This window comes from Flavobacterium sp. GNP001, from assembly GCF_054343775.1.
The window spans coordinates 1-10,637 of record NZ_JBTGUX010000005.1 but is presented as its reverse complement, the minus strand read 5'-3'; the positions used below and the strand labels follow the sequence as shown (position 1 = coordinate 10,637).

Here is a 10,637-nt window from a genome sequence, read left to right as displayed (position 1 = left end):
GATTGGGAACCAAAACACCGTCTCCGGGATTTAAAAAAGCCAGTGAAATGTGCAGAATACCTTCTTTGGAGCCGATTAACGGTTGAATTTCGTTATCGGGATTCAATGTAACATTGTAATGTTTTTTGTACCAGCATGAGAAAGCTTCTCTTAATTGCGGAATCCCGACGTATGGCTGATAACTGTGAGTAAAAACAATACTTGGCGTGACAATATTTTGAGCACTGGTTAACATCGGAGCAATCGCATTTTGGGTACTTTGATTTTCGTTTTTTATTTTTATTAGATGGCCAGTTAATCCATAAAAACAAACAAATTGAAAAACCAACAATAAAACAGTGAAACATTAGCCAGTGTAGATCATTTATTATTTCTTCCATCTTACTTGTATTTTGATTTTACGATTCCTTTTAATGCTTCAATAATTTTCGAAACCTCTTCCGGTTCCATGTCTTTTAATGGCTTATTAATTGGTGATTTATTACTTTTTAAAAACTCGCTCAGTCTATTTATATCTGGAACTTCACCCCATTTTTCAGAAGGTACCGTCCATTGAGCCTGCATACATAGTGATCTCACATATTTATGCTGTTGATCATTATTATTAAATAAACCCCAGTTGCCTTTACTGTGGGTTCTGCCGCCTTGCACAATGGTTTGCAATTGCCTTTTTGGAGCGTTGTAGTCATCTATTGCGGAACCTTGTCCCTCGAATAGATATGGTGATTTAGTTGTTGTCATAATAGGCGTCATTGATGGAAAATGTAACTCCATAAAACCCTGAAATAATGAGCTTGTGATTTCCACCTGGATTATAAAATGAAATATTAAGCGGTGTGCAACGAGGGTATTTTGTGTTGAGCTCAATTTGTTTCTCTAAGATTTCTTTTTTTAGTTCTGGAAGTTGTTCGGCATCAATCAATTTTGAGCTGATCGATTGTAGATATCTTGCGAACTCTGCCTGTAGCTTGTTCTTGGTTTGTAGAGCGTTATTAGCCTCTAAATAGTAGTGTGATGGGTTCATTTTATTGTTTTTTTAAATTTGCTCCCGAGGCGGGAATCGAACCCGCATTGCTTAGTCTTTCCAATCGCCAGTAAGGAATCGAACCTTGCCTAAGTCAGTCCTACAAAAAGGACGCATTTACCATTTCGCCACTCGGGAAACCGAATTAACCTAACCTATTTTTTTAGTATAAATAATGTCCCAAGGACTATTAATACCGCTATAACAACTATGCCCGGTATTAAAATTGGAGATAAAACCCACCACCAACTCCAGTCAATGTATTTTGTTAATTTTAAAGTGATGAACACTATTGTTAATAGTCCTGCGAATCCTATTCCTCCTGATGATGTTGAATTTTTACTCATGTTTTAGTTTTAATTGTTATCCTTTGTAAGTTGCTTTTGTGTGTTTTTTGAAAGCTTTATTTTCTATTACTGCTTTTTTGTAATTATGAAAAGCATTCACTTCCTGAGAGGTCAATTCTTGGCGGTATATCCAATTACCGTTGGTGTCTTTATAGACTTCTTTATTGTTAACGCTGTAGCTCTCGTGATCTACTATTGGTGTTATCCTTACGCTCATTTTGCATTTGTTTGAAGGTGGTTCTTATTTTAAATCGAAGCCATAACACATAGTCAACGATGGCTTTCCCGTTGAGCACTATTAACAATATTGCCAATAGTGCCGTTACTGAGTTACTAGGGTGCATTAAACAGAAAACCTAAATGTTACCTTTTTAGTAAGACCGCTTTCTAATGCTACGAATTTCCATCCTTCTATAAATTGAGATGTTCTTGTATAAATAACTGCCTTTTCAATAATGTCTATTCCCTCATTGAATAGCTCACTATCATACATGTCTCGAAGTTTACTCAAGTCCTTTACCTTTCTAGGATTCAACATTCCAGTCACTGGGTTTGGCTTTAGAAAAATATCTAGGGCGGCTGCTAACTTTGTCAAGTTGTCGTTGTCGCCATCGCCTTTGAGCGTGTCCATATACATCTTGATCTTATCAACTCCAAGTCCTTCATTTCCGTTGAATCCATCTGTTTTATTATATCCAATCGTTAAACTAAATGATCCGTCTGGTAATGTTTTGGTGAAACTGTCCTGGTCGTAACTTTTCAATTCCATAACATTCCTCTATTAATTTTGAGAGCGGTTCAAAATCAGAAAATGTCTCTAAAATATTTTCTTCAACCAGTTCTCTTATTGGCATAAACTTGTGGACGTTCTTAATTACAAATTCAGACCATAAATCCTCTAATGCCTTTCGGGAATTGGCTGTTTTAATTTTCTTTTCCTTTTCCTCTTTTTTAAGCTGTTGTACTAGCTCTTTTCTTTGGTCAGCTGTAAGTTCGCTGATGTTGAAAGTTGGTTTTTCTTGCGTTTCTGTGCTCATTTTGATTTTTATTGAATTAATTATTAATGTCCTAGTTGTATACTTATTTCGGGGGTAAAGCCCCCAAGCTCGAACGAAAAGCCGTTTATGGAAAGCGTTACCGGTTGGTAAATCACTCCTGAAATATATTTCAGTTCCGGGAGGTGCAAACCTCCAATACTTGCACATGGTATAGCGGTCTAAAGTTTCTATTTCAGCAAGTGCTTTGTCGATTTCTTCTTGAGTGAACTGATCCATTTACTTTAAAAATTTATCGGTTGATAAGCCACCCCATCCGGAGGCCTGTATTTTTTCGATGGTGAATCTTATTTTTACCTCGATGCCTACGGGCATTTTATACTCCCTGACTTCGTGGCTGAAAGTTTCCTGATTCATGTGGCTTAATTGCGAAAGCAGTGCGCCACGTTCTTGATTGATGCAGATGCGTTCGCCAACTTTGAACACATGAATGCGACCTCCCTTTTGTAAGTCAGAGCAATATAAAAGCACGTTGTGCAAGTCTTCTAGTCGTTGGTATATGTCTTCGTAACTCATACATTATAGATATTATAGTTTACTTAATCGAAGGTGTCACGCTCAAAGGTTCTGCCTTGCTGTTGTTCTGTGAGCTTACGCAAGTCGGTTTCTATTATGGTGCGGTTAGCGTGGTTGGGATTATCTCTTAACCATTGCTCTAGCTCTGCTATTTTATTTTTTCTTTGCTGTGGGGTCATTAGTTTTGGAGTATTGAGTTAAACACTTGATTTCCTTTTGGTATTTTGGTTTTTGCTTTTTCTAAAAGAGGCATAGGTCTAAGATTAAACAGCCTAAAAGTGCTTTCGTTATAGCAGTTTTGCAGGTCCATTTTGGTAATTGTTGGTGAATCGATATAGCGATCTGTTGATAAATGAAATTCTGACTCGCATTTTGTTAGTTCCATCAAGAACCAAGCATTGACTGCTGCATTAGATAGAACTGCTTGGTAGTCTCTCGTATTGGTGGTTACGCTTTCGCACCAGCGGGAGTAAAAGCCAAAAACCATCATTTCGTATTCGTGTTCTGTAATTGCTAGTTTTTCTGTTGTTGTTTTCATGTTTTTTTACTTTTAATTTAAATCTTGTGCTCCTCTTATTTTTTCATATCCCTCCGCCCAGATGATGTAAACACCTCCATTGGGTCCTATAGTTCTACCTTTGCAAAGGGCTTGATAGCCTGAAACAAAAATCTTTTTATTGGCATCATACATGATCTTAGTTTCTAGCTCTGAGTAGGGATTGTTATTCTTTGCCATGCCTGAAATAATGATGATCTTCTTTCGCTTATACTTGTTTGTAAATTCAAAATATTGTTGCAAATCCTTAAAAAAATAGGTAGCTGAATTGATAATCACTACTTTTGGACTGTCCCTCTTTTCTAAATACTCACACAGCTCTTCATAATTGTAGGATGCCGTTAGAAAATTATCCTTTACATCTTGCATGTTTTTTAATCGTATGCGATTGATAAAATCTAAATCATCCAAATCCTCTTCAAGTTCATTATGAATGGTTTTAAAGCTTTCTGAGAATGCTTTTGCTAAGTCTAAAAGCAAACTACTCTTACCAGAACCAGAACCACCCCAGACAAACCAAATTCCCTTGTTTTGAGGATTCCCAAATGCTTGATACAATTGCGGGTGTGTTTTCTTGAAGTCAATGAGCGTTACTGCTTGATTTACTATGTTGTTTACTGTTAAGGCTTTTTTCATTAAAACATTGACGTTGGTATGTTTAACACTTTTCGAACAAACGACTCTGTTAACGGTTCACCAGTTCTGTCTGCCTCTCGCATTGCTGGCACTAGACAGTCGTGCAATTCGCCATAGTTCTCACAGTTTGATTTTAAGAACCTCAATAAACCTTTGTCTTGAATGTTGTCTAAGAAACCTCTGTAGTTCTTATCTATGTTTGGTAACACTCGTATTCCAAACTTGATACGGCGGTAAAACTGGCGCATTCCTGCTTTTTTACGTTTTCTTAGTTTGTCCAAGTTGTCGATGAGCTCATCAGTACCAATCAACACTATCGAGCAATGCCCTTTTAGATCATCGTAAAACTCTTTCATCATTCCTAGTGTGGGTTGCTTCATATACTCGCACTCATCAAATATTAATTGTGGTTTCAATCCGTCAAACTTTTGCTTTTGCATGAACTTTACAATGCCGTTGATGTTTTTTGACTTGGTTTTTGCATGTGGGATTTGGCACCTTCTAAAATTTTATCAATCAAATCAGATAGGTTGTCAGAGCTTCCAACTTTTACAATAAATGTGTCGAGTGGGTTGGCTTTGGCAAACAACTCAGCGTTGAATGTTTTACCGCTTCCAGTTTCACCAATCACGACATTGGTTAAGCCGTGTTCTTTTGAATCTTCAAGAATTGGCATCATAGCTGTCATTTGATTGGTTTGTACTGGTGTCCAGTAGCTTTTTTAAGTGCCAAGCCTATAAATTGAGCCACTTTTTCGAACCATCTTTCAGCAATTTCAGTAGGACCTATTTTGAAGCTCTTGTTTCGCATGTTAGACACATAAGCCTCATTAATTCCTGACTTTTTCACAAACTCGTTAGCCGACATTTTGTGTAGTTCAAGGTAGTTTTCTAGTTCTTGTACAATTTGGTTTTTCAAGTCTGTTGTCATTGTTGTAAGTATTTGTTAACGTCTGTTTTTTGTTGGTAATAATCGTTTTGCTCTTCTTGCCACGTTTTTTCGGCTTGTTTTTCAATCTTTATTTCTTGCTTGAGTAACACTTTTTCGCCTAGTCGTTGCTTGTTTCGTTGATCTTTGTGTTGTCCTCTGGAATCAACTATTAAATGTTTGGCCAGAGTGTCACTTAGTAGCGGGTTTTCAAAGAGGTTTTCTAATAAATCCCTGTTTTCGCTTCGCTCATCTGTGATGTATTGAATAGCTGCTTTGTTGTAATCGTTTACTCTTTTAAGCTCCATTGCATCATTCTCACCTCAATCATCCAGTGCCATTGCTTGTACATATTTTCGCTCTAGTAAAAAGCGGTGTTTACTATCGGCACTTACTGCTAAAACTTGATCTATATTTTGAGGATCAAATAATACATTCCAATCTTGGTGTGCTTGTTTTCTAAATTCTAGCTCGTAAGAATCATACACTTGCTTACTGCCTTCAATCTTGATATTTAGTCCAGAACCTACTAATCTGTTGGTTTGTCCTGATGTTTTACCCAGTGCTAGTAAAAAGTTTTCTTGTGGCATTGGTAGTTTTAACTCTTCATCTACTTTTTGCCAATTGCTTAGGTACTCATCAATCTTTTTAGCTCGTTCTGCTTCAATGATTCGTTCTAGTTGTTGGCGACATCCTTGTTTATCTGGAAAGAACTTGCTCAGCTTGTTTAACATCTCAGAGTTCGGCTGGTTTTTAGAACCACTATTCACGTTATGCCCAGACCAGTTATCCATTAGCTTGCAATACTTTTTATTGATGTGATTGAAGTAAGGCTCAATCACTTTGGCTTTGGCATTCTTAACCTTTGCAGGAGTGTAGAACTTTGCGCACGCTTGATAAATAGGTGCAATCACTTTTGACTGGTAATTATCAGACTGTAACTGTCTAGGGTTGTATTTTTGACCAAACAACTCAGCTGTGTGATTGATGGCGTTGCGCATGGCTTCTTTTATTAGCTCTGGAGTCTCGTGTGATCCTATGGCATACCCAATTGGATATTTATTGAATGTGTCTAGAACAACAACCATTGTTAAGCGGTTGTGATAGGTCATTCTTGTTTGTCCTTTTACTGTCGCCTTCACTGGTTTTTGATACAAAAGTTCTGGCGTCCCAACCGTCTAGTGTCCAATATAACATTGGCGTTGATGGCGCCTGACGTTTGCTTTGCATCAGCATATTATTTGATAATGCGGAAACTCCATTACGACCTGCATAAATCACTAGGTTACTCTCTGCTTTTTGCGATTCCCAATAGTTTGAGCCGTCATCGATGGCCAGTTTAAGCGTTCGCCAACCATATTGTAAAGTGAGGCGATCAATTGCATCGTCAAGGTTAGTGTGCTTAGCAAGTAGCTCATCAATTAAAGCCTCCTGTTCGCGTTCCTTAACTTTCAATGCGTTTTGCATTCCAAACTTCCCAGATATTACAGCAGGATAACCCTCTTTTGCATACTTTGTAACCTTGTAGCGAAGCGAATCCTTTGTAGTTGGTAGTTTATGATCCACCTCTCTAAAAGCATTTACATCTTTACTTAAACTATCCCAAATATCTACTTTAGCACAACCCATTGCTTTTACTAGGCTTTTATTGCTGACGGTTGTTTTTGATAAGTAGCACCGTGTTTAGCACTGAGGCTTGATATACATACAACTCAATCGTGTCTAGTTCAAGTCTTAGCTTTTCGCCATACGTGTAGCCTGTGTTAAAAAGTCCCATGCTGCACGATCTGCTACATAGTGTTGTGCAAACCAGCTATTTTTTATTTCCTCTTTTGGCTTACCAAAATGTATAGCACTCAGCATATCTTTCCACTCTTGTGATCAAGAACCGTGCAATACAAGTGCATCACTACCTAGCGAAGCCCGGCGCAACTGTTGTTCAGTGCACGTTGACGACTTCATACGGCCATTAATGGCCTTGTAGCTTATCGGCTTTCAGGCTTATCGCTATGAAAGTGGCGGTCATAAATCAAGTACTTGATCTTAACACCTAATTTCTTATCGTGAAATTCGTATGGAGTTTCCAAATTGTTTATTTTTTAATTAAAAAAAGTGCTTGAGGCTCGTCTAAATGTTATGCTTCTTATTGCACCGCCTTGTAGAGTGATCGTTTCAAGTTACTTCATCTAGTGAAGTTTTCGTTCTGACGTGGTGAATGATCTTTGTTTTCATGGTTTTTAGTTTTTGCTGTTGAATTTTTCCAGAGCTTCCGAAAAATCGATTTTTTAGTGATTTATAATCCGCTTGAACTTTATCAGCCGTAAGACTTTTATTATCACCTTTTAAGCACATTCTGATGTATACCTTGGTCATTCCATACTCTGACGTAACCAGTGCATCCAATCTTTCAGGATCGTAAGGTAAATACTTCTTATTTTTTTGATTAGCTTTGTTCATTGCTTTTTTTGTTTCTTATTTGAAAGGCAAATATATAGACAATTTTCTATTTACAAAGCAAAAAATAACCTTTTTTCTATTTTATTTATGAAAGCAATTGAAAGATTATACAAATACATTGATTATAAAGGCGTTAAGCCTTCGCCATTTGAGAAAGAAATCGGCCTTTCAAATGGCTATCTTGGTAAGCAATTGAATAGAAAAGCAAGAAGGAATCTAGGAGAAGGAATACTAATTAAAATAATTTAGAAAATTGTCCAGGAAGTTAGTTCCCGAATGGCTATTGATGGGAAAAGAGCCAATGCTAAAAATAGAAGACACAACTAACAGTAATGTTTTTAGGTTAAAAACAGATACTAATATTCAACATCAGTCGGTACCGCTTTACGATATCCAAGCCTCAGCATCAGTTGTGGCATTATTGGGGAGGCCTCTAATAATGAAACTCCGGTCGATCACATTACGATACCCAATTTGCCTAAATGCGATGGTGCGATTTATGTTAGTGGAGATAGTATGTACCCGCTACTAAAGTCAGGCGATATTATTATGTACAAGAAAGTAGGTACTGCTATTCGAGAATATGTTTTGGGGAGAGATGTACGTAGTTACATTAATTAATGACGATGGTGATGAGTTTGTATTGGTCAAATGGCTCCATAAGTCTGAACTTGGTACAGGAGCATGTCGAATTTCGTAAGCGAGAACCGCCACCACCAGCCAAAGGACTTTCATATCAAGAACATCAAGGGCTTAGCCTTAATCAAGGCATCTGTGAGGATCAACTCCATGTATTAAAATACAAATAATTAAAACACCAACTTACTTACCGTTTTTTAAATATGCTTTTTTGTGCGCTAGGGGGGTGATTATCTAATAAAAAACATTAGTTTAATTGTTAAAACTGCTATTTATGGGGTATTGCATCGTATTTTTTTTCCTGCGCCCGTGAGGTGACCCATGAGGTGACCCATTAGGTTACCCACTGATTTAAAAGGGCTTTTTTTGAGATGTACACAAATAGCGTTTAAACAACCCGTAAGAGCCGTTTAAAAAGTATTTAAATAAGTATTCGAAAGCTTTTGTAAGTGCTTATTTTGTTGGTAAATTAGCCGTTTTAAACGCCTTTTTTATGCTGTGGTGGTAATAGATCATTAAAACGGTAGTATAACGCTAAACAAAGCGGTAGGATAATGGTCAGTAAACGATTACGTACATTGTACATTTCAATTTTACACAAAAAAAGCCCCTACATTTCTGTAAAAGCTTGATTTTATTAGCCTTTTCGACCTTTTTTCGACCTTTTTTTTATTAAGTATATTGTTTATTTTAATTTATAGCCCCTACATTAGTCACTTATTAAATCATGATGAAAAATATTTTTATAGCCTCTTTTTATACTGCTCATTTCTTGCTCTAGTCCAACTTCTTACGGCGATCCTGAAGTAAATTCCTGAAGATTCAGAAAAATTTTATGGATTGGTGGACCTATCATTATGATAATGTAATGCTCGCTAGAGATTTTATTGGCCTAGATGCTAATTCAAAAGAAATTACCAAAGAGGAGTTTCTTAAAAACATTAGCAGATGGTCGTTTTATCCCGATTCGGCTTGTATCGACCGACAAAAATATCTTTTATTACAAACTTTTTAATTTGAGGCTACTTCCGATACTAGCATACAAGCTACGATTGCGGCGGAAGCTTTTAATACCATAAATAATTTTAAAAAGGAAGGAAAACCTTTTCCCGTATTTCTTTTAAAGACCTCGATGGGAATTTGATTACTAATGAAAACCTCAAAGGAAAAATAGTAGTAATTAAATGCTGGTTCATTCATTGTGTGGTCTGTATCGCAGAATTTCCTGAGGTAAATGAAATGGCTTTAAAATATAAAAACAGAAAAGATATCGTGTTTATTAGCTTGGCTGAAGATTCACCAGAGGAATTAAAGGCGTTTTTAATTAAAAGACCATTATTGTACTCCGTAGTTCCTAACCTGAAAACGTATATGAATAACACTCTTCAAATTAGCGGTTTTCCTACTCATTTTATAGTCAATAAGAATGGGATTATCGAGAAAGTAACATCAAAATACCAAGATTTAGAGATAGCTTTGGAAAATAGCAGTAAAACATATGAACAAAATGAGCGCAATAAAATATCAGGCTCATTGCTCGTAAAACTAATTATACATTTTTATTGGTCTCAAAATCGTTAAAACTATGTACTTTAGTGCATTTCCCTTTCAGGTTCTAAAAATATTTACCGCAAATTCGCAAATTATTTTTTACGTTGCAAGTCTTTAAATTTGCGAATTTGCGGTGGATTTTACATTTTAACCTCGCAGACTTTCAGTCTGCCAAACAAAACGGTCTATGGACTTTAAGTCCATAGTGGTTCTAACTGCGTTTCTTTGTGGCATTTTCCAGCAAACGAGTAAATAACCAATCGGTCCGTAAATTTTTTTATTCTCATCAAGTTTTTAAAATCAAATAAATCTTTAAGAAGTATAAAACGGCTTAAAAATTTTGATGTAAATCAATCATTTTTAAAAACTATAATCGCTTTATCGTTTCTGGACCATTCACTCCAAGAGCCAACGAACAGTTTTGGCATTGCTAGCCCAGCATAATCGATTGCTAAAAGAGTGGCATTAGGGTAACGCCAGAGCCAATGAATAATGATGTTCTCTTGTTTAATAGCTCCAAAAATTTCTTGATATTTTTGTTTTGAGTTCTGATGCGGATAAAAACCGCCCATTTTGATTTAAGTTGGTCATAAAAGGAATGTTGATTGCCCAGGAATATGACCTGCCACTAAATCTATGGCTCATACTCGCCGCGATACCGACTGTTTTCTCGAACATCGATAACCGAATAATTTTCGTTCTGAGAATTGTTTTCCACTTCGGTAATTGTTGCAGTTGGTGGTTCTTCAATTGGGGGTCGTTTGGGACAAGCTTTGGCGTTTCTGTTTTATCATTTGTTGGAAACCCCATATTTTCGGCTTGCTGTAATCCTCCAGTTTGAACGTTTAACTTTTTCATGACCAATTGATCGCAACATCCACCAAAATCGAGCTGCAGCATTGGCTCCGTTTTTATCATCATAAATGACA

22 protein-coding genes, 1 tRNA gene and 1 pseudogene are annotated in these 10,637 nt (G+C 36.7%); 3 read left to right on the top strand and 21 right to left on the bottom strand.

Translation table 11 applies throughout. The features are described 5' to 3' along the window. The 20 genes from ACXX8U_RS14280 to ACXX8U_RS14185 all read right to left on the bottom strand — a co-directional run. Nucleotides 1-235 (bottom strand): aminotransferase class I/II-fold pyridoxal phosphate-dependent enzyme (locus ACXX8U_RS14280; protein WP_458566458.1); only part of this gene is annotated, 235 nt, incomplete at its 3' end. Nucleotides 236-381: 146 nt separating this feature from the next. Next, complete coding sequence (locus tag ACXX8U_RS14275) at nucleotides 382-741, bottom strand: hypothetical protein (protein ID WP_458566457.1); 360 nt, start codon at nucleotides 739-741, stop codon at nucleotides 382-384. Continuing rightward, entirely contained in the window at nucleotides 728-1,024 is a 297-nt protein-coding gene (locus tag ACXX8U_RS14270) for a hypothetical protein (protein ID WP_458566456.1), read from the bottom strand. Before ACXX8U_RS14270 ends, ACXX8U_RS14275 begins: the two co-directional genes overlap by 14 nt. Before the next feature lie 21 nt (nucleotides 1,025-1,045). Beyond that, nucleotides 1,046-1,162, bottom strand: a tRNA-OTHER gene (locus tag ACXX8U_RS14265). A 17-nt stretch (nucleotides 1,163-1,179) separates the two neighbouring features. Beyond that, nucleotides 1,180-1,371, bottom strand: a complete 192-nt coding sequence (locus ACXX8U_RS14260) for a hypothetical protein (RefSeq protein WP_458566455.1) — start codon at nucleotides 1,369-1,371, stop codon at nucleotides 1,180-1,182. 16 nt (nucleotides 1,372-1,387) lie between these two features. Continuing rightward, on the bottom strand, nucleotides 1,388-1,588 hold the full coding sequence (locus ACXX8U_RS14255) for a hypothetical protein (protein WP_458566454.1): 201 nt from the start codon (nucleotides 1,586-1,588) through the stop codon (nucleotides 1,388-1,390). A gap of 126 nt (nucleotides 1,589-1,714) precedes the next feature. Then, nucleotides 1,715-2,134 carry a hypothetical protein gene (locus ACXX8U_RS14250; protein WP_458566453.1) on the bottom strand — a complete coding sequence of 140 codons (420 nt, stop codon included), beginning with the start codon at nucleotides 2,132-2,134 and terminating at the stop codon, nucleotides 1,715-1,717. Further along, the gene (locus tag ACXX8U_RS14245) at nucleotides 2,079-2,645 is read right to left on the bottom strand and encodes a hypothetical protein (RefSeq protein WP_458566452.1); all 567 of its coding nucleotides are present in this window, start codon (nucleotides 2,643-2,645) and stop codon (nucleotides 2,079-2,081) included. Before ACXX8U_RS14245 ends, ACXX8U_RS14250 begins: the two co-directional genes overlap by 56 nt. After that, nucleotides 2,646-2,942, bottom strand: coding sequence for a hypothetical protein (locus ACXX8U_RS14240; protein WP_458566451.1), 297 nt, complete (start codon nucleotides 2,940-2,942; stop codon nucleotides 2,646-2,648). Between the two features lie 23 nt (nucleotides 2,943-2,965). Then, nucleotides 2,966-3,121 (bottom strand): hypothetical protein, encoded by a 156-nt coding sequence (locus ACXX8U_RS14235; protein ID WP_458566450.1) that lies wholly within the window; start codon nucleotides 3,119-3,121, stop codon nucleotides 2,966-2,968. Further along, a complete protein-coding gene (locus ACXX8U_RS14230) occupies nucleotides 3,121-3,480 on the bottom strand; it encodes a hypothetical protein (protein WP_458566449.1) in 360 nt (119 codons plus the stop codon). The genes ACXX8U_RS14235 and ACXX8U_RS14230 overlap by 1 nt, the downstream gene beginning before the upstream one ends. Before the next feature lie 12 nt (nucleotides 3,481-3,492). Next, complete coding sequence (locus ACXX8U_RS14225; RefSeq protein ID WP_458566448.1) at nucleotides 3,493-4,134, bottom strand: hypothetical protein; 642 nt, start codon at nucleotides 4,132-4,134, stop codon at nucleotides 3,493-3,495. Next, on the bottom strand, nucleotides 4,134-4,574 hold the full coding sequence (locus ACXX8U_RS14220; RefSeq protein ID WP_458566447.1) for a TniB family NTP-binding protein: 441 nt from the start codon (nucleotides 4,572-4,574) through the stop codon (nucleotides 4,134-4,136). The genes ACXX8U_RS14225 and ACXX8U_RS14220 overlap by 1 nt, the downstream gene beginning before the upstream one ends. Before the next feature lie 5 nt (nucleotides 4,575-4,579). Continuing rightward, nucleotides 4,580-4,813 carry a P-loop NTPase family protein gene (locus tag ACXX8U_RS14215; RefSeq protein ID WP_458566446.1) on the bottom strand — a complete coding sequence of 78 codons (234 nt, stop codon included), beginning with the start codon at nucleotides 4,811-4,813 and terminating at the stop codon, nucleotides 4,580-4,582. Nucleotides 4,814-4,818: 5 nt separating this feature from the next. After that, on the bottom strand, nucleotides 4,819-5,064 hold the full coding sequence (locus ACXX8U_RS14210; protein ID WP_458566445.1) for a hypothetical protein: 246 nt from the start codon (nucleotides 5,062-5,064) through the stop codon (nucleotides 4,819-4,821). Beyond that, on the bottom strand, nucleotides 5,061-5,369 hold the full coding sequence (locus ACXX8U_RS14205; RefSeq protein ID WP_458566444.1) for a hypothetical protein: 309 nt from the start codon (nucleotides 5,367-5,369) through the stop codon (nucleotides 5,061-5,063). The genes ACXX8U_RS14210 and ACXX8U_RS14205 overlap by 4 nt, the downstream gene beginning before the upstream one ends. 15 nt (nucleotides 5,370-5,384) lie before the next feature. After that, nucleotides 5,385-6,203, bottom strand: a complete 819-nt coding sequence (locus ACXX8U_RS14200) for a hypothetical protein (RefSeq protein ID WP_458566443.1) — start codon at nucleotides 6,201-6,203, stop codon at nucleotides 5,385-5,387. Continuing rightward, on the bottom strand, nucleotides 6,121-6,690 hold the full coding sequence (locus ACXX8U_RS14195; protein WP_458566442.1) for a hypothetical protein: 570 nt from the start codon (nucleotides 6,688-6,690) through the stop codon (nucleotides 6,121-6,123). The genes ACXX8U_RS14200 and ACXX8U_RS14195 overlap by 83 nt, the downstream gene beginning before the upstream one ends. Before the next feature lie 16 nt (nucleotides 6,691-6,706). Further along, nucleotides 6,707-6,838, bottom strand: a complete 132-nt coding sequence (locus tag ACXX8U_RS14190) for a hypothetical protein (protein ID WP_458566441.1) — start codon at nucleotides 6,836-6,838, stop codon at nucleotides 6,707-6,709. 395 nt (nucleotides 6,839-7,233) lie between these two features. Then, the gene (locus ACXX8U_RS14185) at nucleotides 7,234-7,518 is read right to left on the bottom strand and encodes a hypothetical protein (protein ID WP_458566440.1); all 285 of its coding nucleotides are present in this window, start codon (nucleotides 7,516-7,518) and stop codon (nucleotides 7,234-7,236) included. A gap of 87 nt (nucleotides 7,519-7,605) precedes the next feature. Here ACXX8U_RS14185 and ACXX8U_RS14180 point away from each other — a divergent pair, with 87 nt between their 5' ends. From ACXX8U_RS14180 to ACXX8U_RS14170, 3 genes are all read left to right on the top strand, one after another. After that, the gene (locus ACXX8U_RS14180) at nucleotides 7,606-7,767 is read left to right on the top strand and encodes a hypothetical protein (RefSeq protein WP_458566439.1); all 162 of its coding nucleotides are present in this window, start codon (nucleotides 7,606-7,608) and stop codon (nucleotides 7,765-7,767) included. Between the two features lie 1,225 nt (nucleotides 7,768-8,992). Further along, entirely contained in the window at nucleotides 8,993-9,172 is a 180-nt protein-coding gene (locus ACXX8U_RS14175; RefSeq protein ID WP_458566438.1) for a hypothetical protein, read from the top strand. Between the two features lie 125 nt (nucleotides 9,173-9,297). Continuing rightward, nucleotides 9,298-9,738 carry a TlpA family protein disulfide reductase gene (locus ACXX8U_RS14170; RefSeq protein ID WP_458566437.1) on the top strand — a complete coding sequence of 147 codons (441 nt, stop codon included), beginning with the start codon at nucleotides 9,298-9,300 and terminating at the stop codon, nucleotides 9,736-9,738. A gap of 477 nt (nucleotides 9,739-10,215) precedes the next feature. On the opposite strand, the pseudogene ACXX8U_RS14165 reads toward ACXX8U_RS14170, so the two are convergent. Further along, nucleotides 10,216-10,637, bottom strand: a pseudogene (locus ACXX8U_RS14165) (hypothetical protein); the annotation flags it as partial.